22 protein-coding genes are annotated in these 22,605 nt (G+C 54.1%); 13 read left to right on the top strand and 9 right to left on the bottom strand.

The window, feature by feature from the left end; translation table 11 throughout:
• Positions 1–199: 199 nt before the first annotated feature.
• The gene (locus FHW66_RS09150; protein ID WP_183379646.1) at positions 200–1,150 is read right to left on the bottom strand and encodes a methyltransferase domain-containing protein; all 951 of its coding nucleotides are present in this window, start codon (positions 1,148–1,150) and stop codon (positions 200–202) included.
• Between the two features lie 234 nt (positions 1,151–1,384).
• On the opposite strand from FHW66_RS09150, the gene FHW66_RS09145 reads away from it, so the two are divergent.
• Complete coding sequence (locus FHW66_RS09145; RefSeq protein ID WP_370543440.1) at positions 1,385–2,140, top strand: phosphoribosyltransferase family protein; 756 nt, start codon at positions 1,385–1,387, stop codon at positions 2,138–2,140.
• Between the two features lie 30 nt (positions 2,141–2,170).
• Complete coding sequence (trmL, locus tag FHW66_RS09140; protein WP_183379471.1) at positions 2,171–2,653, top strand: tRNA (uridine(34)/cytosine(34)/5-carboxymethylaminomethyluridine(34)-2'-O)-methyltransferase TrmL; 483 nt, start codon at positions 2,171–2,173, stop codon at positions 2,651–2,653.
• Between the two features lie 84 nt (positions 2,654–2,737).
• Here the strand turns inward: trmL and FHW66_RS09135 are convergent, their stop codons facing one another.
• From FHW66_RS09135 to FHW66_RS09120, 4 genes are all read right to left on the bottom strand, one after another.
• The gene (locus FHW66_RS09135; protein WP_183379470.1) at positions 2,738–3,532 is read right to left on the bottom strand and encodes an ABC transporter ATP-binding protein; all 795 of its coding nucleotides are present in this window, start codon (positions 3,530–3,532) and stop codon (positions 2,738–2,740) included.
• A gap of 1 nt (position 3,533) precedes the next feature.
• On the bottom strand, positions 3,534–4,427 hold the full coding sequence (locus tag FHW66_RS09130) for an ABC transporter permease (protein ID WP_183379469.1): 894 nt from the start codon (positions 4,425–4,427) through the stop codon (positions 3,534–3,536).
• A 141-nt stretch (positions 4,428–4,568) separates the two neighbouring features.
• The gene (locus FHW66_RS09125) at positions 4,569–5,552 is read right to left on the bottom strand and encodes an ABC transporter substrate-binding protein (RefSeq protein WP_183379468.1); all 984 of its coding nucleotides are present in this window, start codon (positions 5,550–5,552) and stop codon (positions 4,569–4,571) included.
• Between the two features lie 156 nt (positions 5,553–5,708).
• A complete protein-coding gene (locus tag FHW66_RS09120) occupies positions 5,709–6,689 on the bottom strand; it encodes an ABC transporter substrate-binding protein (protein WP_183379467.1) in 981 nt (326 codons plus the stop codon).
• Between the two features lie 220 nt (positions 6,690–6,909).
• On the opposite strand from FHW66_RS09120, the gene FHW66_RS09115 reads away from it, so the two are divergent.
• Both FHW66_RS09115 and FHW66_RS09110 read left to right on the top strand, forming a co-directional pair.
• Positions 6,910–7,245 (top strand): DUF2946 family protein, encoded by a 336-nt coding sequence (locus FHW66_RS09115; RefSeq protein WP_183379466.1) that lies wholly within the window; start codon positions 6,910–6,912, stop codon positions 7,243–7,245.
• Between the two features lie 55 nt (positions 7,246–7,300).
• Positions 7,301–7,801, top strand: a complete 501-nt coding sequence (locus tag FHW66_RS09110) for a copper chaperone PCu(A)C (RefSeq protein ID WP_183379465.1) — start codon at positions 7,301–7,303, stop codon at positions 7,799–7,801.
• Between the two features lie 80 nt (positions 7,802–7,881).
• On the opposite strand, the gene rfaE2 is transcribed toward FHW66_RS09110, so the two are convergent.
• The 3 genes from rfaE2 to FHW66_RS09095 all read right to left on the bottom strand — a co-directional run bounded on the left by rfaE2 (position 7,882) and on the right by FHW66_RS09095 (position 10,273).
• The gene (gene rfaE2 / locus FHW66_RS09105; protein WP_183379464.1) at positions 7,882–8,355 is read right to left on the bottom strand and encodes a D-glycero-beta-D-manno-heptose 1-phosphate adenylyltransferase; all 474 of its coding nucleotides are present in this window, start codon (positions 8,353–8,355) and stop codon (positions 7,882–7,884) included.
• A gap of 142 nt (positions 8,356–8,497) precedes the next feature.
• Positions 8,498–9,358 (bottom strand): diiron oxygenase, encoded by an 861-nt coding sequence (locus tag FHW66_RS09100; protein WP_183379463.1) that lies wholly within the window; start codon positions 9,356–9,358, stop codon positions 8,498–8,500.
• Positions 9,359–9,487: 129 nt separating this feature from the next.
• Positions 9,488–10,273, bottom strand: coding sequence for a PhaM family polyhydroxyalkanoate granule multifunctional regulatory protein (locus FHW66_RS09095; RefSeq protein ID WP_183379462.1), 786 nt, complete (start codon positions 10,271–10,273; stop codon positions 9,488–9,490).
• Between the two features lie 132 nt (positions 10,274–10,405).
• Here FHW66_RS09095 and FHW66_RS09090 point away from each other — a divergent pair, with 132 nt between their 5' ends.
• The 3 genes from FHW66_RS09090 (at position 10,406) to queC (ending at position 13,244) form a co-directional block, all read left to right on the top strand.
• Complete coding sequence (locus FHW66_RS09090) at positions 10,406–11,566, top strand: DUF3108 domain-containing protein (protein WP_183379461.1); 1,161 nt, start codon at positions 10,406–10,408, stop codon at positions 11,564–11,566.
• 131 nt (positions 11,567–11,697) lie between these two features.
• Complete coding sequence (locus tag FHW66_RS09085; RefSeq protein ID WP_183379460.1) at positions 11,698–12,474, top strand: DUF3108 domain-containing protein; 777 nt, start codon at positions 11,698–11,700, stop codon at positions 12,472–12,474.
• Between the two features lie 35 nt (positions 12,475–12,509).
• Positions 12,510–13,244, top strand: coding sequence for a 7-cyano-7-deazaguanine synthase QueC (gene queC / locus FHW66_RS09080; RefSeq protein ID WP_183379459.1), 735 nt, complete (start codon positions 12,510–12,512; stop codon positions 13,242–13,244).
• A gap of 104 nt (positions 13,245–13,348) precedes the next feature.
• Here the strand turns inward: queC and FHW66_RS09075 are convergent, their stop codons facing one another.
• Positions 13,349–15,664 (bottom strand): penicillin-binding protein 1A, encoded by a 2,316-nt coding sequence (locus FHW66_RS09075; protein WP_255458910.1) that lies wholly within the window; start codon positions 15,662–15,664, stop codon positions 13,349–13,351.
• 487 nt (positions 15,665–16,151) lie between these two features.
• Here FHW66_RS09075 and pilM point away from each other — a divergent pair, with 487 nt between their 5' ends.
• The 6 genes from pilM (at position 16,152) to aroKB (ending at position 22,585) form a co-directional block, all read left to right on the top strand.
• Positions 16,152–17,192 (top strand): type IV pilus biogenesis protein PilM, encoded by a 1,041-nt coding sequence (pilM, locus tag FHW66_RS09070; RefSeq protein ID WP_183379457.1) that lies wholly within the window; start codon positions 16,152–16,154, stop codon positions 17,190–17,192.
• On the top strand, positions 17,189–17,731 hold the full coding sequence (locus FHW66_RS09065; RefSeq protein WP_183379456.1) for a PilN domain-containing protein: 543 nt from the start codon (positions 17,189–17,191) through the stop codon (positions 17,729–17,731). The genes pilM and FHW66_RS09065 overlap by 4 nt, the downstream gene beginning before the upstream one ends.
• Complete coding sequence (locus tag FHW66_RS09060; RefSeq protein ID WP_183379455.1) at positions 17,728–18,372, top strand: type 4a pilus biogenesis protein PilO; 645 nt, start codon at positions 17,728–17,730, stop codon at positions 18,370–18,372. Before FHW66_RS09065 ends, FHW66_RS09060 begins: the two co-directional genes overlap by 4 nt.
• 2 nt (positions 18,373–18,374) lie before the next feature.
• A complete protein-coding gene (locus tag FHW66_RS09055; protein WP_183379454.1) occupies positions 18,375–18,968 on the top strand; it encodes a pilus assembly protein PilP in 594 nt (197 codons plus the stop codon).
• Positions 18,965–20,680, top strand: a complete 1,716-nt coding sequence (locus tag FHW66_RS09050) for a type IV pilus secretin PilQ (RefSeq protein ID WP_255458892.1) — start codon at positions 18,965–18,967, stop codon at positions 20,678–20,680. Before FHW66_RS09055 ends, FHW66_RS09050 begins: the two co-directional genes overlap by 4 nt.
• Before the next feature lie 168 nt (positions 20,681–20,848).
• On the top strand, positions 20,849–22,585 hold the full coding sequence (gene aroKB, locus FHW66_RS09045) for a bifunctional shikimate kinase/3-dehydroquinate synthase AroKB (RefSeq protein WP_183379453.1): 1,737 nt from the start codon (positions 20,849–20,851) through the stop codon (positions 22,583–22,585).
• Positions 22,586–22,605: the final 20 nt, after the last annotated feature.

The raw sequence follows: 22,605 nt of genomic DNA, 5'->3' as shown, positions 1-22,605 counted from the left end.
ACGTCCGCACACGTTAAACAGGACCGAGTATAAGAGTGAAAGGCAAATGTTATCAAGCGGAATAAGAGCGAAATAAGAGCAGCTCTCCCCGTTTTGGGGCAGTCATTATGGTAAGCCGCACACCCTATATGCCGGCACGTATACGCTGCCGACAATGTCTCTGGTATGTTGTTTGAACGCGGGTGGTATTGTTAATTTTTTATTTTCGTGGCAAATCGAAACGAATGATCGATTCCCCACTGGAAGTCGTTTTAGGCACGGGTCTGAATGCGTGCCCATAAATCACTTCAAATGTGAGCGCAATTTTGCCGTCGGCGCCGCGCATCTGCTCAAGTGCGCGCAAAACCTCAGCATACGCGGATCGGCCAAGCAAACCCTGGCGCCGGCTCTCCAATGGATTGCCGCCCCATGCACGAACATCGGCAAGCAGGCGCTGAGGTGTCTGATAGGTGACGCGTATGTTTTCCATGTCCATGACAGGTGTTGAAAAACCGGCGTTGACCAGCATGTCACCGAAGTCGTGCATATCCACAAACGGCAAAGTATGTGGCATCGTGTCGACACCTTCAAATGCGCTACGCAGTTCCTTGAAGGTATCCGGACCAAAACAGGAGAACATGAGCAAACCCTCGACCCGCAAGACTCTGCGCCATTCGGCAAAAACCCGGTCGGGCTGTGGGTGCCAGTGCAAAGCAAGATTGGACCAGACCATGTCCAGCGCGTTGGCGTCCAGTGGAAGCCGTGCAAAATCGCCACAAGCGAGGTTGCTGCCGCCACTTGCATTGCCATTCCCTGACGGTAGCAATTTGTTGATCGAATTGAACAGCCGATTGACAGCAGACTTTGCAGCAAGCTGTCGCTGCCGTGCCAAAGAAACCATACTCCAGGCGCCATCAAGGCCGATCACCTGGGCCTCGGCGTAGCGTTTTTGCAGCGCAACAATATCGGTCCCTTCTCCACAGCCAGCATCCAGCACACGCTCTGGAGAAATCTTTACCAGCGCCAATTTTTCCTGCATGCGGGTGGAGATTTCGCGCCGCAAAAAATCTGACTCGGCAACCCGTTCAGGACGTGCAAAAAAACGACGGACCAGGGGCAGATCGATGGGCGCGCTCAATTTAGCGCTGGCGTTGGGAGCAGGCAAAGACATGAAAGTAGACGAGAAAATAAGCCTTGCAGGCGCAACATGGCGCAAGCTGGCACAACTAAGTGAGATAATCGTTGCTAGTTTAGTCGAATTCCCTGTCCGGAGTGCAGAGTACGCAGGAAACAAAGCACCCTGAAAATCACACGCCACCAAGCAGCCAGAGCGGTGCACAGGATCAGAGTCAAGCAACGAATATACTGGCTGCACTAATGCACATTCCCCTATTTGATGATGTTTTTGCCACTGCGCCACGCCACTCAGGGCCTGCTGCGATTGCCTTCCTGGCTATCACAGCGTTGTCTGCCCTCGTCCTGCGCCCTGTGTGGACAAACAGGGTCGGCCGTATTGTGCGCTGAATGCCGGCAACGCTATTTTTCATCGCGGCGACGTCGTTGTGTGCAATGCGGCATTGCCATGACGTCCAATGCAAAACAGGCAATCGAGGCACGCTGCGGAGACTGCCTCAAACACAAGCCGGCATTCGACTCAACCATCGTCGTGACTGATTATCTTGCGCCTGCCGACCAACTGGTACTGGCATTGAAGTTTGGTGCTCGCCTGGCGTTGGCACCGGCGTTTGCAGAGATGATGGCTGATGCAATGCAGCAGCAACATATGCAGGCGATGCCCGTCGTACTAATGCCGGTGCCACTGGGTCGATTTCGCCTTCAGGAGCGTGGTTTCAACCAGTCACTGGAGATTGCGCGGCCACTGGCGGGGCGCCTCGATATCGAGCTGGTGCCCCAGTTGATGCTGCGTGTGCGCGATACGGCGCCGCAGTCTACGCTGCCAGTTGATGAGCGGCACCGCAATATGCGACGTGCCTTTGTGGTGCCAAGTACGTCGATGAACCACGTTCGCGGCCGTCATATCGGCGTAGTCGATGACGTCATGACGACCGGTGAAACGCTTGGAGAAGTTGCTGCCACGCTCAAACATTTCGGTGCAAGACGTGTGACCAACATTGTCTTTAGCCGCACCCCGTCAAAGTAATCAAGTCACTTTTGTTTCAAGGAGATTGCATTGTTTCACGTCGTTCTGGTCGAGCCGGAGATTCCACCCAATACCGGCAATATCATACGTTTGTGCGCCAATACCGGTGCACAGTTGCATCTGATCGAACCACTGGGTTTCCCGCTCGATGATGCCAAGATGCGCCGCGCCGGGCTTGATTACCATGACTACGCGACCATGCAGGTTCATCCAAACTGGGAAGCATTTCTGGCAAAACGCCAGGCCGATCCGCAGTTTGATGCCAGCCGCATGTTCGCCATGACGACCCATGGTTCAACCCCTTTTGCCAGTCAGTCCTTCCGTCCCGGAGACCTGTTTATCTTCGGCGCAGAAACACGTGGACTGGCGCCGGAATTGCGCGAATCGTTTCCTGCCACCCAACGTATTCGCTTACCCATGCGCCCGGATAACCGTAGTCTCAATCTATCCAATACTGTTGCCGTCGTGGTCTACGAAGCATGGCGACAAAATGGCTATGCTGGCGGCGCATAAAGCAGTTGCTTGATGAGCAATAAAAAAGGCGACCAGGTCGCCTTTTTTATTTACCTAAAATCACGCTTAGCAGCTGTAACCGCCTCAACCGAGCAACAATGCATCGTCGGACAAGGCTTCGCCCCTGGTCTGCTCAAACATCTTGAGCAAATCAGGCACATCGAGTCCAGCGCGCTCTTCTCCAGAAACGTCCAGCACCACCTTGCCCTGATGCAGCATGACGGTGCGATCACCATAGTCCAGCGCCTGTCGCATGCTGTGCGTCACCATCATCGTTGTGAGCTTGCTTTCCTTGACGATACGGGCGGTCAATTCCAGCACAAAGGCAGCAGTCTTCGGATCGAGTGCCGCAGTATGTTCGTCCAGCAGCAGAATACGCGAAGGTTGCAGCGAGGCCATCAACAGGCTGACTGCCTGACGCTGACCGCCAGAGAGCAGACCGATACGGTCGGCCAGGCGCTTTTCCAGGCCGAGGTTAAGGATCGCGAGCTTTTCACGAAACAACTCACGCGATGCGCGATTGATGGCAAAGCCAAAACTGCGCCGTTTGCCACGTGCCATTGCCAGTGCCATGTTTTCCTCGATGGTCAGCGCCTCACAGGTGCCGGCCATTGGATCCTGAAACACCCGTGCCACCATGCCTGCACGATCCCAGGCCTGCTTGCGGGTCACATCCACGCCATCGATTTCGATACTACCCTGGTCCACCAGCAAATCGCCCGAAATGGCGTTGAGGAAAGTCGATTTGCCAGCACCGTTAGAACCAATCACTGCAACGAACTGTCCCGTTGGAATTTCCAGATCGAGACCACGCAACGCCGGATTTTCAATCGGCGTACCAGGATTGAATGTAATTCTGAGGTCTTTTGCCTTCAACATGTCAGGCCCCCTTCTTGAGCAGCTTGAGTTTGCGCTTGCCCATCGGCAATACTAGTGCCAGCATGACCAGCACCGCCGTCACCAGATTCAGGTCCTGAGCTTGCAGCCCGATGAAGTCACTGTTCAACGCCACAGCAATGAAGAAGCGGTAGAGGATGGCCCCCAGGATCACCGCCAGTGTTGTCCATACCAGACGTCGCGCTGGCAGAATGTTCTCACCAATGATCACTGCCGCCAGACCAATCACAATGGTACCGATGCCCATGGAGATATCAGCACCACCCTGAGTCTGCGCAAACAGTGCACCGGCCAGCGCCACCAGCGAATTGGCAAGCGCCATGCCGAACAAGGTCGCCCGACCAGTCGCAATACCCTGTGCGCGCGCCATGCGCGCATTGGCACCAGTGGCACGCATGGCGAGTCCGATTTGTGAAGAGAAAAACCAGTCAAGCAAGAGCTTGACCAACACGACCACCACCAGCAATACCAGCGGCCGTTCGACATAATCAGGCATCCAGTCTGGCAAGAGAATGGTAAAAATGGTGGCTTCATTGATCAGCGGTACATTCGGCTTGCCCATGACCCGCAGATTGATGGAGTACAACGCAATCATCATGAGGATACTGGCGAGCAAGTCCATGATCTTGAGACGGACATTAAGCCAACCTGTCACGAAACCAGCAAATGCACCTGCCAGAATGGCAACGCCAGTGGAGAGGAAGGGATCATAGCCAGCCGCAATCATCGTCGCAGCAACAGCGCCACCGAGCGGGAAACTGCCATCCACGGTCAAATCGGGAAAGTTGAGAATGCGGAATGAAATCAGCACTCCGAGGGCAACAAGACTGAAAATCAAACCGATTTCCAGTGCGCCCAGCAAGGTATACAGCGACATAAATTAAATCCTTAAAAAACACATTCGGCATCGCGGCATGTGGGTAACATGCTCGCCAATGCCGAATCTCCTCTGGAAATCACGTCTGGCCGTGCGGATCGCGGCAGTACGCTTTCAAGGTTTTACCAATCTCTACAGCACTCAGTCGATCACTTTGGTCGCAGACTTGATAAACGCAGGCGACAGTGTCACACCCTGCTTTTGTGCGGCGGCGGGATTGACGTACAACTCCAGATTCTTGCTGGTAGACGATGGAATATCACCCGGCTTTTCACCCTTGAGGATACGCGCAACGACCTTGCCCGTCTGACGACCCAAATCATAAAAATTCACACCCAGTGCGGCAATTGCTCCTCGCTTGACGCTACCAGTATCAGAGGCAATCAGTGGGATTTTGGCTTCATTACACACCTTGGCCAACGATTCGAACGTTGCAACCACATTGTTATCTGTCGTGGTGTACATCACATCAATCTTGCCCACCAGGCTCTTGGCAGCAGATGCCACATCCACCGAACGTGGTGCTGACGCTTCCACCAGAGTCATGCCCTGCTTTTCCAGCACACCCTTGATATTGTTGAGTGCCGACACCGAATTTGCCTCGCCGGGATTGTAGACGATACCCACGCGCTTGGCATTGGGTACCACCTTCTTGATGATCTCAACCTGCTTGACCGGGTCCAGCATGTGGGACAAACCGGTAACATTGGTACCGGATGGGCCCCAATCCTTGACCAGTTGGGCGGCAATCGGATCAGCAATGCCTGAATAGACGATAGGAATGGTTTTGGTTGCGGCCACCATCGGCTGCGCCGACGGTGTAGCGATGGCGATAATGACATCGGGGTTATCGCCGACGAATTTCTTGGCAATTTGACCGGCGGTCCCAGCATTGCCTTGAGCGCTCTGGAACTCCCATTTGAATCCCTTGCCCGGCTCGTAGCCTTCCGCCTTGAGCTCGTCCTTGGCACCATCACGAATGGCATCCAGTGCCGGATGTTCAACAATCGATGTCACCAGCACGGTCTTGTCTGCCGCCAGCGCTGCAGTCGCGCACACTGCCGAGAGTGACAGTGCAACGCTCACCGTACACAGATTTCGCAGACTTTTTGCCATTGTGAACATGTTCTCTCCCTTTTTTACCGACACAGCCCGGCAGTGCCACGGCCAGCGACAGTGCGACTGTATCGGTGTTTTAATAACTGACTCAATGAATGACTTGCCGATTCAATTGAACACCGAAATAACTGAAATAACCGGAATAAGCCGATCAGACATTACTTATTTGATCACTGACTTGGCCGATTCCACCAACTCGGGTGACAGGGTTACACCCTGCTTCCTCGCAGCGCTCGTGTTGACAAACAGTTCCAGCTTGTTGCTGGTTGCGGAGGCAATATCTCCAGGCTTTTCACCCTTAAGAATGCGTACAACAACTTTGCCAGTCTGGCGACCAAGGTCATAATAATTGACACCCAGTGCGGCAATTGCACCTCGCTTGACGCTATCGGTATCGGAGGCAATCAGGGGAATTTTGGCATCATTGCCAACCTTGACTAACGCCTCGTAGGCAGAAACCACATTGTTGTCGGTGTTCGTGTAAATCACGTCAACCTTACCGATCAGACTCTTGGCTGCTGAACCAACGTCCACCGAGCGAGGTGCCGCAGCTTCCACCAGCTTCATGCCGGACTTGGACAACAATTCCTTCATTGCCTGCACGACAACAGTCGAATTTGCTTCGCCCGGATTGTAGACCATGCCCACACGCTTCGCATTGGGCACCACACGCTTGATCAGGTCGATTTGCTTGCTCAGCTCTAGCAAGTCTGAAATACCTGTCACATTGCTACCCGACGCCTTCCAGTCCTTCACCAGTTGCGCCGCAACCGGATCTGTTACCGCCGAATACACGACCGGAATCGTCTTGGTGGCTGATACGACGGCCTGCGCCGATGGTGTGGCGATGGCAACGATCACGTCCGGATTGTCGCCAACGAACTTGCGTGCGATTTGCGCTGCTGTGCCAGTATTGCCCTGGGCACTTTGATATTCCCACTTCAGGTTCTTGCCTGCATCAAAACCTTCGGCTTTGAGTTCATCCTTGACGCCATCACGAATAGCATCCAGCGCGGGGTGCTCGACAATGGCCGTCACCAGTACCGACTTGGTGTCAGCTGCGAAGACTGATCCGGCGCACACTGCGGCGAGCACCATGCCGCCGACCATCGCACGCAAGGGCATTTTTTTCATGTAGGACATCAAGGTCTCCTGAAATTATTCTGCAAAAAACGCAAAAGACGACAAGTCTAGCTTACAGGCACCCAACAATCAATTTGGGAAGTCGTGCATGTGTAGAAAAACGATCCGCATATTTGGCAAAATTGCAGAATATTTATCTAGCAAGCCAACATCGTTACCGTCATCAATCTCGCCATGGCTTGCATCACCAAGCTTGCTCCATTGCTATAATCTGCCACCTATGCCACGCCTTCTTCGCCCCTGTTTCGCCTGGATTGCTCTGTCGCTGATGATTTTGGGCAATCTGTTGCCCATGAGCAGCGTGACGGCGGCCAGCCTGACGGAGCAGGCCGATATTTGCTCAAGCAGCAATACGTCTGGGCAACAACCTGCGCTACCGGCACATGGACATTGCAGTTATTGCACAATGTGCCAGGCTCTGGTGCTGGATGTTCACAGCAGTGAGCCGATTCCCTATCGTGCCAATCTGTCTTACTACGTGGCAAGAGCAACGATCCAGTCGGTCATCGTTGCGCAACGATATCTTGATCCATGGGCAAGAGCGCCACCGGGTTAAACAGCCTCAACAATTCCCGGCATTACCTCTTCACATTTATTTCCAAAGGATCATCATGTCATTTCGCAACTACTTCTCCCTTCGCCATGTCGCCACTTTGCTGGCTGGCCTCGTCATTGGCATTGCTGCAAACGCCCACGAATACAAGGTCGGCGATTTGAGCATCGAGCATCCCTGGGCTCGCCCTACCGTGCCTGGGCAGCCAGCCGGCGGTGCCTATCTGAATATTGAGAACAAGGGCAAACAAACTGACACCTTGCTCGGCGCCAGCTCTGCTGCGTTCAAGTCAGTTGAAATTCACACCATGTCAATGGATGGCAACGTCATGAAGATGCGTGAAGTTGGCAGTATCGACATCAAGCCTGCGGAAAAAATCACGATGCAACCAGGCAATGGTTATCACATCATGCTGATCGGCCTTAGCAAACAACTTAAAGCCGGAGACAAGATCCCGCTGACCTTGACCTTTGCCAAAGCAGGTAAGGTGGACGTCGTCCTGTCCGTTGAAGATCAGAGTGCTGCCAAGGACAACACCATGGACCATATGCACAACTGATCTGAAGCTGGTTCCAGTCAATGCTCCAATGAAAAAGCGGCCTTCAGGCCGCTTTTTGCATTTCTCATCCCAAGCTCAGTTCACTTGCGCACTTTAGCGAGCAGCTTTGTGGTGGAGCGATCGTGTTCAAATGCAATGGCCACGGCACGCCCGCCATAGGCCGTTACAGCTTGCCCCTCGGGAATGGCAGTCATATCGTAATCACCGCCCTTGACGTAAATCTGCGGACGCGCCTCTTGCACTACTTCCAGTGCAGTATCTTCATCAAATGGCACCACCAGCGACACTGACTCCAGCGCCGCCAGCACCGCCATGCGGTCTTCGCAAGTGTTGATGGGACGATCATCACCTTTGCCCAATCGCTTGACCGAAGCATCGGTATTGGCGGCCACGACCAATGACGCCCCTTGAGCACGCGCCTGTGCAAGATAGGTGACATGACCACGGTGCAGGATATCGAACACGCCATTCGTCAGTACAACTGGTTGCGGCAAAGCCGCTACGCGTGCCTGCAGCTCAACCCGGCTGCATACTTTTTTCTCGAAATCAGTCATGTGAATAGTCAGTTAAAACCGTTTAACCAAGTAAAAAGCCGCAACGTCGTGCGGCTTTTATTCGCTTGCGCTTTACTTCCTTGTCGCTTGTCCTATGTTTTCGACGCCAGTTCCAGGATCAGGCGTATGACAAACAAAACAATCAGGCAGCTGCCACCGATGCAATTCCTGGCGCCATACGCAGAACCACTTCCTTGCGGTAACGGTTCAGCTCTTGCACGCTCTCGAATGTACGTTCAAACAACAGGGACATGTTGTGCAAAATACGATCGACAACCTTCTTTTCCCACTCGCTGTCGAACTTGATCTGTGCATCGAGCCAGTGCTCAAGCCACTCCGGATCAGGCAGGCGACTTTGCACCGTATCATTCGGAAACAATGCCTGATTCACATGCAGATTGGTCGGATGCAAAGGCTTTTCAGTACGTCGCGCCGATGCCATGAGCACACCAATCTTGGCAAATGCCGCACGCGCTGTATCACCGACTTCAGTAAGCGCCTTCTTCATGTAACGCAGATAAGCACCGCCATGACGTGCCTCATCCTGGCTAATGATTTTATAGATCTGCTTGATGACCGGCTCAGTGTGCCAGTCGGAAGCACAGCGATACCAGTGATTCAAACGAATTTCACCACAGAAGTGCATCATCAGCGTTTCCAGCGGCGGCGCCGGGTCGAATTCGAAACGAACGTTATGCAACTCTTCTTCGGTCGGGGCAAACTCTGGCTTGAATCGGCGCAGATATTCCATCAACACTAGCGAATGCTTTTGCTCTTCAAAGAACCACACTGACATAAAAGCAGAAAAATCACTATCACCACGATTGTCGCGCAGAAACATCTCTGTCGCGGGCAATGCCGACCATTCCGTAATCGCATTCATGCGAATCGTCTGGGCTTGCTCGTCGGAGAGCATAGAAGCGTCGAATTTATCCCATGGAATATCTTTTTCCATATTCCAGCGGACTTGTTCGAGCGATTTAAACAGTTCTGGGTACAGCATCGTGACCTTGCAAATAAGTTGACTTGTAAATTCTACCAAGAATGTCTACGGTTCTCATACTAAAACCGCATCATGTCAAAGTGATGACAAGTTTGATGGCGCTGCCTCGGCAGGCCAATTTTTGTTGTTTTATGCGGACGATGGTGTTTTAGCCTTACGCGACACTGGCTTGGAGTGCCCAGATTGTACAACACCCGGTTTAGCGCGTGTTCCGGGTTTGGCCGCGGCTTTGGGTTTTGTTGTTTTTTTCGGGGCAGCTCTGGAAGCCACGTCTGGCTTGACCGGTGTAGCGCCACCTTGATCCGCCAACACATTGCCAACCGCTTTTTGAAACTGATCCTGCAATAGATTCCACCAGGCATTGGGATTGACCATTGCCGCATGCGGATCAGCGGACGCTTTCGCTGCTGCAGCAGTTGCAGTAGCCGAAGCAGCGGCATCCTCTTCAGCTTTCACCTGCGCCAGATCAGGAGGCGCACCCCAGTCACCGTTATCCTCTTCCATCTCTTCGACTGTCGGCTCAGGCTCAGACGGACGAGCGTCAGCCTTGGTAGTTGCCGCTGCGCTATCTGGTGTCGAATTAGGCCAGCCTGAGAATCCGAAAGGCGATGCGGCAGAAGCGCTCTCTTTCTGGGCATCCTGCTGGTTCGGCGTCAATATGGCACCCATTGCTTGCAAGGTCGACAAGGTTGCACTTTGCACCTCCAGTGTCTGGATGGTGGCGCGCAACATGTTCATGTTGAGCTCCAGCCAGGATGCCACGGTCTTGAGATCGGTAATTTTCTTGTTGATTTCCTCCACTGACAACGTTGGGATGCCCATCGATGGCGTGCCCATGCTGCTCCACATCTTGCGCATGAATTCCATGGTGTCGGAAATTGACCCCGCTCCGGGCATATTGTTGTGGTTCAGCATTGCGGTCTCCCATTGGTAAATGTGTCGAACGGATTGCAACCTTGATATTGTACGTCGTTTGTTCTCACTGACTGCACGCTTGATGACTGCTTTTGGCATGGCAGGCCGAGCACCCGCTGCTACACTTGGAGGATGAGCCACACAGAGGAAGAAGCGAAGGAATTTCAACAGCCACGCCGCAAGCGAGCAATCGCGCCGGTGGTCTTTGCGTTGCTCCTGGCGGCTCTGCTCCATCTGCTGGCGATTGACTGGGGACAAAGGCTTATCCAGCATCGCACGACCAAAGATGCCGCAGCAGCAAAAATCAATGTTGCGTTGCTACCGGTTGCACCACCTGCGCAGCCAGTCATTCTGCCGGGAACAGTGGCGCCCAAGTCTGAAAAAAGAGCCAAACCGCCCAAACCAAAAGCCGTAGTGGCGACACCGCCGGTCGCTACGCCGCCAGCACCTGCCACGACCGACGTACCTGATATGCCATCGTCGAAGACTGACAGCGATGTGCATCAAGATCCGCAAAGTAGCGCAATACCAACCGTACCCACTGATACTCCTGACGTCGCGACAGCCTCAGACAGTGCCTCGACACAAGCTGTCGCAACGCCGCCGGAGACCAGGGCAGCGGGGGCACACTATGCCTTTTCACCACCCCCCCCTGCCGCGCTGGATTATCAGGTACTGGCTTTCTCCAACAATCTGGAATGGCATGGCACGAGCAAACTGACCTGGCAAACCGATGGCGAACATTACAGTGTGGTCGGTGAAGTCTATACCCGCTTTTTTGCCAAGATCATTTTCCTCAACTTTCTCAGCAGCGGCGACATCGATGCTTTCGGCATCGCTCCCGAGCTCTATACAGAAAAAAAGCGCAACCGCGCTGCCACCAACACGCACTTTAACCGGGAGCGCAACAGCATCAGCTTCTCGGCTTCCGACCTGAGTTATCCGCGACTTGGTGGCGAACAGGATCGTGCCAGTGTCATCTGGCAATTAGCCGCCATAGGCCGCGGCGATGCCAGCCAGTTCGACGCTGGCAAGGTGATTGACATGTTTGTTGCAGGCGTACGTGATGGCGAACTCTGGCGCATGCAGATTATCAACCAGGAAGAAATTCGATTGCCCACCGGGCAGATCAACACCTGGCACGTGGTGCGCCAGCCGCAGCCTGGTTCCTATCAGCAACGGCTGGATATCTGGCTGGCACCGGAGATGGAGTGGTATCCGGTACGTTTGCGATTTACCGAAACCAACGGAGATTATCTCGAACTGACGATGGATGATCTCAAAAGTCTATAAACTATCGCCTTTGGCCTGTACCGTGCACGACAAGAATGCGGCTGTCTGCCGGTGAAAACATCGATCCACCCTGTGCTGCCTGACTTGATGCAGGCTTGCCGCAGCTCACTTCTTCAATGATTACCATGTTCATGCTTTTCTCACTCCGCGCGCCCAAACGCGCAACGCTGCGCCTGTTAGCGGGCTGCCTGATGGCAACAACGCTGGTCGCTCCAGCCTTGGCCACCGATGACATCCCCCATCCTGTCATCAAACGACGTGTCAATCTGCCACCATCGGCGCAACTGCACTATGCCATCGAAGCCCAGCAAAACGGCTTGCAGATCAAGGGTGAGGCCCTGGTGAACTGGAACACTACCGATGGCAAATATCGTGTCACGGCAGAAACCCGCGCCAGCTTCGTCGGCAAGCTGCTGGAGGCCAGTAGTGAAGGTACGGTCGACAGCTTCGGTCTGGCACCGAACGTATTCGTCGACAAGCGCTTCCGGCGCGACCCAACCACAACCACCTTTAACCGCGATAGCAATACCATCACTTTTACGCAGTCAAGCGAGTCCTATCCCTTGCTGGGAGGTGAGCAGGATCGCAGCAGTATCATCTGGCAGCTGATCTCGGTAGCACGCGCCAATCCCGGCAAATTTGTCGCCAAATCCGAATGGCTGTTCTTTGTGGCAGGCCCTCGTGACGCAGAGCAATGGAGCTTTACTGTCGTCGGCCGCGAAAAGATCAAGACGGCACAGGGTGACGTCAATGCTGTGCATGTCTTGCGCGCACCACCACCAGACAACAAGGGCCAGAAGCTCGACATCTGGCTGGCACCTGGATCAGAATGGTATCCAGTTCGCCTGCGCTTTACCGATCCCGATGGCGACTACATTGAACAGACTCTGGACAAGCTGACCAAGTAAGCGCCTCAAAAGTAATAACACGCACGGATAGAAAAATGAATCAATTCACATCTCCCCGACCAAGTCTGCCACACGGTGCATTAGTTCTGTTCAGCGGCGGACAGGATTCCACCACTTGCCTGGCATGGGCATTGTCACGCTACGAAAAGGTAGAAACCATTGGTTTCGACTACGGCCAACGCCATGCCATCGAGCTCGCTGTGCGCCCTGTGTTGCTGGAAAGGATGCGGAGCTTCTCTGCCGAATGGAATAGCAAACTAGGTGAAGATCACATGATTGATCTGTCCCTGATCGGCAACATCTCCGACACCGCACTGACCCGTGATGTCGCAATTGCAATGCAAGAAAATGGTTTGCCCAATACCTTCGTACCGGGACGCAATCTGCTGTTCATGACAGTCGCTGCGACACTGGCTTATCGGCGTGGTCTTGATGTGCTGGTAGGCGGAATGTGCGAGACCGATTTTTCCGGCTATCCCGATTGTCGCGATGACACCATGAAGGCGCTGCAAGTAGCACTTAACCTCGGCATGGCAACCCAGCTCAAGGTCGAAACGCCGCTGATGTGGATCGACAAGGCTGCTACCTGGCGTCTGGCGCATTCGCTTGGCGGTCAGGCACTGGTGGATCTGATTCGCGCCGAGACGCACACCTGCTATCTCGGCGAACGTGGTGCGCTGCACGACTGGGGTTACGGCTGCGGCACTTGCCCCGCCTGTGATCTGCGAGCACGTGGCTATCAACAATTTGCTGCTGATACTGCGGTCTGATCAGACAATCAAACCCTGAATGATGCCGCCGGTAATGCCGGAACAAAAAGGCAAAGCAAAAAGAAAAAAGGGGCAGAATATTTCTGCCCCTTTTGCTTTCCGCGTCAGAACAACTCGTTCTTCATCTGATTCCGGCTCTTCTCTTCCTCCGGCGTCGCCGGCAATCCATGATCATCCAAGCCCAGATCACGTACGCTGGCATTGGGCGGATACTCGGTGTAGTAATACTCTCCATTGACCTCAATCACGCCGTTGGGCACGGCCCGATCCACCATCGGCTCATCCTTGAGCGCCTTTTGCATATAACTGATCCAGATTGGCAAGGCGAGCCCGCCACCAGTCTCCCGGTCCCCCAGACTCTTGGGCTGATCGTAACCAATCCAGGCAATCCCCACCAGATTTGGCTGATAGCCAGCAAACCAGGCGTCCAGCGAGTCATTGGTGGTACCCGTCTTTCCTGCCAGATCAGTACGTTTGAGCGACATGGCTTTGTAAGCCGTGCCATGACGCACCACATCACGCAGCATGCTATCCATGATGAACGCATTGCGCGGATCGATAACACGGTTGCTCTCGTCACCAGCCTTAGCAGGCTGCACCTCCGACAGAACTTTGCCATTGCTGTCCGTGATCTTGGAAATCAGATAGGGATTGACCTTGTATCCGCCATTGGCAAACACCGAATAGGCGCCCACCATCTGCAATGGCGTCACCGCACCTGCACCCAGCGCCAGCGTCAGATAGGGTGGATTCTTGTCGGCATCAAAGCCAAAGCGGGTGACGTATTCCTGTGCATACTTGACACCGACCCGTTCCAGAATACGAATGGACACCAGATTGATCGACTTTTGCAACGCACGACGCATTGAAATTGGCCCCTCGAACTTGCCGCCATAATTCTTTGGCTGCCAGATCTGCCCACCGGTTTGGGTAAAGGTCAGCGGTGCATCATTGATGATGGTCGCCGGGGTCAAGCCTTTTTCCAGAGACGACGAGTAAATGAACGGCTTGAACGACGATCCCGGCTGCCGCCAGGCTTGGGTCACATGATTGAATTTGTTACGATTGAAATCAAATCCACCGACCAACGCACGAATGTGCCCATCATTGGGATCCATCGCGACGAACGCGGATTCGGCTTCCGGCATTTGCGTGACAATCCAGTTCTTGCCATCCTGAAAGACGCGAATGATGGCACCCCGCTTGATCCGCTTCTGTGGCGGCGCCTTTTCGCTCAGAAGGTTACCGGCAAAGCCAAGACCAGCCCCTGAAATCTTGATTTCATCGCCGTTCGACAAGACTGCAGTAATTTCTTTCGCGGTCGCTTCCAGTACGACAGCGGACACCAGATCATCACTGTCAGGATGGTCCGCCAATTCCGTTTCGATGGCATCCTCAGCCTCTTCCTTGGAAGAGGTCGGGATATCCATATAGCCCTCTGGCCCACGGTAGCCATGGCGTCGCTCGTAATCGATGATGCCGCGGCGCAGCGCCAGATAGGCCGCATCCTGATCGGATTTGGTGATGGTCGTAAACACATTCAGACCACGCGTATAGGTCTCATCCTTGAACTGCGCGTATACCAGTTGACGCGCCATCTCTGCAACGTATTCAGCGTGTACACCAAAGGCACTGCTATCGGTCTTGATCTTCAGTTGCTCGTTCCTGGCAGTCTGATACTGCTGGTCAGTGATATATCCGAGCTGACGCATGCGCGAGAGGATGTATTGCTGTCGCGCGTGTGCACGATTCGGATTGACGACCGGGTTATAGGCCGACGGCGCTTTTGGCAATCCTGCCAGCATGGCACACTCGGCTATCGTCAACTCCTTGAGTGGCTTGCCAAAATAAATTTGCGCCGCCGAGGAAAAACCATAAGCGCGCTGCCCCAGATAAATCTGGTTCATATAGACCTCAAGGATCTGATCCTTGGTCAGATTGCGTTCGATCTTCCAGGCCAGCGGAATTTCATAGAGAAATTTGCGCGACGCTTTTTGCAGGAAGGTGGGTTCATTACTGGTCAGGAAGAAGTTACGCGCCACCTGTTGGGTGATGGTACTGGCCCCGCCACCGCCGCCAGTCAGATTAGCAAACGTTGCCCGGACGATCCCCTGATAGTCGACGCCGCCGTGCTCATAAAAGCGATCATCCTCAATCGCCAGCACCGCCTTTTTCATGACATCAGGAACCTCCTTGATGCGCACCAGATTACGACGCTCCTCACCGAACTCGCCAATCAGGACCCCATCGGCTGAAAACACACGCAGTGGAATTTTGGGGCGATAGTCAGTCAAGGAGTCCAGATCCGGCAATTTGGGATAGGACAAGGTGACCACAAAACCAAGTCCGAGCACGACCATCACGACCAGTGCGGCCAAGGTGCCAAGCGTCCCGAGCACTACGCGCAAGACAGGATGCAAGCGCTTGCGCGGAGTTGGTGGAGTCTGCGGCGGCCGCGGTGATTTGGACGAGCTCGATGTCTTGGCCGCCTTATTACCGCCTTTTGCCTTGGCTGCATCAGGCGACGCCGGTTTTGGTGTGGTCGAGGCAGCTGGCGCTTTGCCCTTGTTGTCTGGGGTGGTCATGCTGATCGATGATTGAAGCTTGAATCGGAAAGTTCGCATTATAACGACTTGGCGTATCGCAAAATCCGGTAATGCGCAGGAGCACTGTCAGTGCGATGCCCCTATCACGCATCTTGCAGGCGCTTATCGGCGAGCGCGCGGTGCATGATGAGGCGTAATCACCACATTTAGTTGCGAAATTTCGCCTCAATAAAATTTCCACAAGGAAATGAATTGCAGCCAACCCATGTTGTTGCTAGGATAACAATTGTATTTTTAACAACATACTACTACCGCACCTTACGGACTTTGCTGGCATTACGCACCTCGTCGAGAACCATCCTTGTTTACGCTGCCCCGCCTTCTATCACGCACCAAACCAACGCTAACCGGGCTCGACATCAGCAGCCGCGCCATCCGCCTGGTCGAACTGCATATCACCGCCAAAGCCCCCCCGGTCATTGTGCGACATGCCTCTGAAGCATTGCCAATGGATGCCATCAACAATGGCCATATCGAAAAAATCGATCTCGTGATTCAAACCTTGCGTGACTTGCTGGAAAAATGTGGCAGTACAGCGCGTGAAGTCGCCATGAATATTCCTGCGTGCCTGACAACGACGGTATTGCTCCCCGTGGAGCAACGGGTTACGAAACCCAGGCACACACAATTGACCGTTATGGCACAGCAAGCATTAGCAAGCCTTGTCCCCTATCCAATACAACAGGCTTGTATCGATATTCAATTGCCTGAATCCACGCAGGGGAATGCCCATCAACACGTGCTCGTTGCCGCAGTCCACAGAGACTGCGTTGATGATCGGCTCGCCATTGCCGAAGCAGCAGGACTGGATCTGCTCGCGATCGAACCAGACTGTTATGCACAATATGCCACCTGCCTGCGCAATCCAGGCCACGGCCTTGGCAACACGGCGAACTGCACCGCGCAGCTAACCGGCATACTTTGCATTGATGGAAATGCATTACAACTGGCCCTGTTCATCAGTCCAAACGCCTCACCCCGAATGGTTTCTCTGTCAGCACCGCTGCCTCAATCGCAGCGAACGCCAGATGGTCTGGCCAGACTACTACCGGGCCTATGGCAACGGAGTCTGGAACTGTTTGCAACCAGCATGCCGTCTACAACGCACAACAGCTTATCCGAAAAAATAATTCTGACAGGCCCGCAACTGGCGACACCAGCCTGCCAGAAGCAAATGCAATCCGTATTGCCACCAGCCGTCGAGGTCAGTATCAGCATGCCATTTTTCGGCATGACGCTCATCGGGGACGGCGACACGAGCATCCTGAAGGAGCATGGATCACCGTATTTAACCGCCTGTGGTTTAGCTTTGGGCTTGCACAGACAAAAGGCTGCACGGTGATCAGATTCAATCTGCTACCGCGACATGAACGACGTAGTCGGCGCGAGCAACAGCGCTATCAGCGCTGGCTAGCCGTGCTATTGATAAGTGCCAGCGTCATCATCCTCTGCAACTGGCTAATCCTGGAACAGCAGCACGAACGGCAGCGCGAGCGACTGCAACTGTTACGGCAGGCACACCAGCAGCAGGATCAACACATTGCGCTTCGTCAACAAATACAACAAGACATTGTTCAACTAAGCAAGCAACGTGCAGCACTCGATAGCGTGCAGCAGCAACGCACCGCAACAGTGAGCCTACTGACGTTGCTGGCGATGAACACACCACCCGGCATCGTTCTCGAGCAGCTCAGCGAAGAGAAACAGCGCTTGTCTCTGCAGGGACTGGCCGATAGCCATCAGGATATTGCCGACCTGCTCCATGCCCTCCGGCAGCAATACCCATCAAGCCTCGTCGACTTGCAACACACCACCAAGTCTGGCCAACGACAGGCATTCCTTATCAACGTAGTCACCCAGAACAAGGAACATGATTCATGATCAGCATCCCAGAATGGGCACAAGCTTTCGCATCGCCCGGCACACTTTCCTTGCGCGATCTGATACAGCGTCATCCGGCAAGCTGGCACTGGTTGCCACGCACCAGCCTGAATGCGATCATTTTTCTTTTATCTCTACTGATGGGGTGGTATTTTTTGCTCATCCCGGCGCAGCATGTGATCAACGATCAGCAACAGGACGAGGCACAGCTCAAACTGGATTACCGCAACAAGTTGCAGCGAACGTCAGATCTTGACCAGCTACGCGTTGAACAGGAGGAATTACGACAACGCATTGGCTGGTATCATCAGCAATTTTCCGACCACGACGATCCGGGTCTTCTATTAGGCGAAATTGCCGCCATCGCGACACAGCATCAACTGACGCTTGAGATGGCACGGCCAGCCGCCCCTGTAAACACACCGTATTATCAATTGTTACCGCTACAGCTGCGTCTGCTCGGCCGTTATCACGACATCGGTCATTTTGCAGCAGCACTGGCCGCATCGCCGAGACTCTTCGTGCTCGGAAAATTACAACTGAATAGCACCGGCGAAGCCAAGGACTTACTCCAGCTTGAAACCAGCATCCTGAGCTTTCGTCGTGCGGCAGCGCCAGCATCGACCAAAGCCGGGAGCTGATCATGAAGCTGATCATGATGCAGCTCATCACCGTCGTGCGAACTTGCCTATCGCCACTATTGCTGCCGTTGTTACTGCCGTTATCGCTACTGCTGACCGCCTGCCAGGAGCAGGAATCAAAAGAACAGCTCAAGGACTGGCTCAGCCAGGCAGCACAACAATCAGCCCAGACCAGTTCCAATCAACCCAACCAATCTGCAAATTTGTCTGCTGCTATCGAACCAGCCCCGCCTCCTTATCTGAGTGCTCAGATAAGGAGTCCTTTTTATCGTCACCAGCCCGATGATGAAGAAACAGATTTCGTCGCATTGGCTATCAGACCACCTCAACGTGGTCCTCGTCAGCCATTAGAAGACCATCCACTTGAGTCAATCACACTGGTCGGGACTTTATTGGGCGCTGCTGGCAATAACGCGCTGATACGCACTGACGGCAAGGTGTATCGCATCAGAATCGGCGACTATCTCGGTGCGCATTTCGGGAGGATATTGCGCATCTCGGCGAACGCGCTGGAGCTGGAAGAACTATTGCCCCAAACCGATGGCAGCTGGAGCGTCCATCTGCGCCAGCTGCACTTCGCGGGTGTAACGCCATGATGCACTTCTGTGTTACCTGTCTGCTTGGCATCTACGCTGCCCTAACGTGTCTGACTGCGCATACACAAGAGGTAGAAAATGCCATTATCGCAATCGATGCCATGACTACGGCACAGCAGATCGAGATCACAATCACACTAGACAACGACAGGGGCAATGACAATGAGAATAAACAGACCATACGTCACTTTTCGACTGAAAGCCCCGCAAGGATTGTGCTCGACTTACCGCACAGTGCCATTGATGTTCGTTCCCCCAACAATGCCAATACCTTCTCATCCAGGGCACAAGGCAGCATCCTCCAGAGTTACGCAATTGCACACGCCGAGGACAGGACACGTCTGGTCTTCAATCTCAGCCGCACAGCGCCCTATACCGTTATCACAGGAACGCGCACCATCCTGATCCGTATCGATCCTAGCCAGAACGACACCGCCAGCATCGTTACAGCAGCAACATCCAACGAGCACATTGCACCCCAGGAAGCTGCCAGCTTATCGCTCAATTTTCAGCAAGCCGATATCCGCGCAGTCCTACATACCTTTGCCGAATTCACGGGGATCAATATCGTGGCCAGCGATAGTGTGACCGGCACAGTGACGCTACGCCTGCAAAACGTTCCCTGGCCGCTTGCGCTGGACGTCATTTTGCAAGCCCGAGGACTCGCAATGCGACGCCAGGATTCCGTCATCTGGATTGCACCGCGCGTCGAAGTTCTGGCCAAGGAAAAAAGCGAGCGCGAAGAGCAGGAACAAACAGCCGCAGTCGAGGCGCTACATACCGAAGTATTTCAGCTCAATTATCAAAAAGCGGACATCTTCCGCAAACTCTTCGGTGTCGGCAAAAGTGGCGATGTCGATGTCCATCCGCATATGCTGTCACGCCGAGGCAGCACGTTGGTTGACGCGCGTACCAATCAACTTTTCGTGACCGATACGCCCGCCGTACTGGATAAAGTCCGCGATCTGCTCAGCAAAATCGATGTGCCGGCACGACAAGTCCTGATTGAAGCGCGCATCGTAGAGGCGGATGACAGCTTCAGTCGCAATCTCGGTGCGCGTCTGGGCTTGTCGTCTTCCTTCGCAAGCACGGCAGCAGCAGGCTCCAGCAATCATCCCGGTATCGATTTACCCGCCGCATCACTGAATGCATTTGCCGCCGGCAGCGTTGGCCTTAGCCTGTTCAGTGCCGGTGCCAATCGATTGCTCAATCTCGAACTGTCAGCACTGGAGAGCGATGGCAAAGGACAGATCATCTCGAGCCCACGCGTGATTACGGCAGATCAGCAAGCGGCCTTGATTGAGCAAGGCGAAGAAATTCCCTTCCAGCAATCCACCACCAGCGGTGCCACCTCAGTGGCCTTCAAGAAAGCCAACCTGAAACTGGAAGTCACGCCACAGATCACGCCAGACGGCAATGTAATCCTCAGTGTTGACATCAGCAAAGACAGTCGCGGCATCTCCACACCTGGCGGACTGGCGATCAACACCAAGCATGTCAAGACGCAGGTTCAGGTAGAAGATGGCGGCACCGTGATCATCGGCGGCATCTATACCAAAACCGAGTCAGATACGACCACCAAAGTACCGCTTCTGGGCGATCTGCCGCTTCTGGGACGCCTGTTCACCAATACCGCAAAAGTGGAAGCCAAGACAGAATTGCTGATTTTTCTGACTCCCAGCATTGTCGCCATCGACGATTTACCGCATTAACAGGTCAAAACAGGGGTTTTAAGCCGAAAATTACCCGGATAATTTCACGACAAGGCAGCAACAAACGGTAAAATCGCCTGTTACAGTCAGTCCTGCTTGGCAAAATAACAATCTCGAAGAGATGTCTGCCAGGCAACTGCCCGGATAATCCCGCAGCGAATAACACATATGAGTGGAAGCATTTTTCTTGTCGGCCTGATGGGCGCCGGCAAGACAACCATAGGACGTGCCCTGGCGAAAAAGCTGAACAAGCGTTTCATCGATTCAGATCATGAAATCGAAGCGCGTACCGGCGCCTCCATTCCCGTCATTTTTGAAATCGAGGGTGAAGAAAGCTTTCGCAAGCGCGAGGCAGAAGTCATCCGTGAACTCAGCGCACTGGAAAATGTCGTTCTGGCTACCGGCGGCGGCGCTATCCTGCGCGAGGAAACCCGCGCCATTTTGCAAGAGCGTGGGACGGTCATCTATCTGCGTGCCAGTATCAATCAAATCCTGCAACGCACCGGGAGAGATAAAAACCGTCCGTTGCTGCAAACCGCTGATCCACGTCGCAAACTGGAAGAATTATCGCGGCAGCGCGAACCTTACTATCGTGAAGTCGCCGATTTCATTATTGAGACCGGCCGCCCCAACATTCAGTATCTGGTACAGGCCATCATGAGCCAACTGGAACTGACACCCAAAGCCAGCCTTGTGACCATGTCCGAAGCCTATTCCATTGATCTCGAACCCGCCGCTACCGGTCTTGAGCACGCCACTGCCGTGCGCTCTGCTCCCGCGGTTTCCTTTGCCCGCCCTGCCATGACGACCTCTACCTCCAGCTACATCGCCCTGCATGTTGACCTCGGCGAACGCAGTTATCCGATTTCGATTGGTCACGGCCTGCTGTCCTCTACCGAACTGCTGACGCGCCACGTACAAAGCAAACGCGCAGCGATTGTGACCAACGATGTCGTGGCACCGCTATATCTGGCAAAAGTACAAAAATTGCTGGAAGACGCTGGCAAACAGGTCACCACCATCGTCTTGCCCGACGGCGAAGAAGAAAAGACCTGGGCCAGCCTGATGAAGGTGTTCGATGTGCTGCTGGCAGAAAAATGTGATCGCAAGACCACCATGATCGCGCTCGGTGGCGGCGTCATCGGTGACCTGACCGGATTTGCAGCAGCATCCTACATGCGCGGCGTGCCGTTCGTACAGATCCCGACCACCCTGCTGTCACAGGTTGACTCCTCGGTTGGCGGCAAGACGGGTATCAATCATCCGCTAGGCAAGAACATGATCGGCGCGTTCTATCAGCCGCAGGCTGTCATCGCCGATACGGCTACCCTGCACACCCTGCCAGCACGGGAACTGTCGGCGGGACTGGCAGAAGTGATCAAACATGGTGCCATTATCGATGCCGCCTTCTTCGACTGGATTGAAGCGAACATGGAGCGTCTGGTCGGCGGCGATGATAGCGCTCTGGCCTACGCCATTCAGCGTTCGTGCGAAATCAAGGCAGATGTGGTGCGCCAGGATGAACGCGAAGGCGGTCTACGCGCCATCCTCAACTTCGGCCATACGTTTGGCCATGCCATCGAGTCCGGACTCGGCTATGGTCAATGGCTGCATGGTGAAGCAGTCGGTTGTGGCATGGTAATGGCAGCCGATCTGTCGTATCGTCTCGGCTTTATTGACCAGCACACCAAAGAGCGTGTGACTGCCGTCGTCAAAGCGGCCGGTCTGCCGGTGCAAGCTCCCAATCTGGGGCAGGCGCGCTGGCTGGAACTAATGGAAGTCGACAAGAAGAATGAAGGTGGCCAGATCAAGTTCATCCTGATCAAACCACTCGGCAAGCCACTCATCACGAGTGTGCCGCAAGCGCTGTTGCTGGAAACCCTGAGTGCCTGCTGCATGCAATGACATCCTGCTGGTCGTCTTTG

It is taken from the genome of Herbaspirillum sp. Sphag64, assembly GCF_014192645.1.
Classification (GTDB): Bacteria; Pseudomonadota; Gammaproteobacteria; order Burkholderiales; family Burkholderiaceae_D; genus Herbaspirillum.
The sequence above is the reverse complement of the archived record's forward strand: the minus strand, read 5'-3'. Positions and strand labels throughout refer to the sequence as shown.

Bases quoted from the DNA above. Each gene is read 5' to 3' on its own strand.
- FHW66_RS09150 (WP_183379646.1), bottom strand. From the start codon at position 1,150: ATGTCTTTGCCTGCTCCCAACGCCAGCGCTAAATTGAGCGCGCCCATC.
- FHW66_RS09135 (WP_183379470.1), bottom strand. From the start codon at position 3,532: ATGTTGAAGGCAAAAGACCTCAGAATTACATTCAATCCTGGTACGCCG.
- FHW66_RS09130 (WP_183379469.1), bottom strand. From the start codon at position 4,427: ATGTCGCTGTATACCTTGCTGGGCGCACTGGAAATCGGTTTGATTTTC.
- FHW66_RS09125 (WP_183379468.1), bottom strand. From the start codon at position 5,552: ATGTTCACAATGGCAAAAAGTCTGCGAAATCTGTGTACGGTGAGCGTT.
- FHW66_RS09120 (WP_183379467.1), bottom strand. From the start codon at position 6,689: ATGTCCTACATGAAAAAAATGCCCTTGCGTGCGATGGTCGGCGGCATG.
- FHW66_RS09115 (WP_183379466.1), top strand. From the start codon at position 6,910: ATGCCACGCCTTCTTCGCCCCTGTTTCGCCTGGATTGCTCTGTCGCTG.
- FHW66_RS09110 (WP_183379465.1), top strand. From the start codon at position 7,301: ATGTCATTTCGCAACTACTTCTCCCTTCGCCATGTCGCCACTTTGCTG.
- rfaE2 (WP_183379464.1), bottom strand. From the start codon at position 8,355: ATGACTGATTTCGAGAAAAAAGTATGCAGCCGGGTTGAGCTGCAGGCA.
- FHW66_RS09100 (WP_183379463.1), bottom strand. From the start codon at position 9,358: ATGCTGTACCCAGAACTGTTTAAATCGCTCGAACAAGTCCGCTGGAAT.
- FHW66_RS09095 (WP_183379462.1), bottom strand. From the start codon at position 10,273: ATGCTGAACCACAACAATATGCCCGGAGCGGGGTCAATTTCCGACACC.
- FHW66_RS09090 (WP_183379461.1), top strand. From the start codon at position 10,406: ATGAGCCACACAGAGGAAGAAGCGAAGGAATTTCAACAGCCACGCCGC.
- FHW66_RS09085 (WP_183379460.1), top strand. From the start codon at position 11,698: ATGCTTTTCTCACTCCGCGCGCCCAAACGCGCAACGCTGCGCCTGTTA.
- queC (WP_183379459.1), top strand. From the start codon at position 12,510: ATGAATCAATTCACATCTCCCCGACCAAGTCTGCCACACGGTGCATTA.
- FHW66_RS09060 (WP_183379455.1), top strand. From the start codon at position 17,728: ATGATCAGCATCCCAGAATGGGCACAAGCTTTCGCATCGCCCGGCACA.
- FHW66_RS09055 (WP_183379454.1), top strand. From the start codon at position 18,375: ATGAAGCTGATCATGATGCAGCTCATCACCGTCGTGCGAACTTGCCTA.
- FHW66_RS09050 (WP_255458892.1), top strand. From the start codon at position 18,965: ATGATGCACTTCTGTGTTACCTGTCTGCTTGGCATCTACGCTGCCCTA.
- aroKB (WP_183379453.1), top strand. From the start codon at position 20,849: ATGAGTGGAAGCATTTTTCTTGTCGGCCTGATGGGCGCCGGCAAGACA.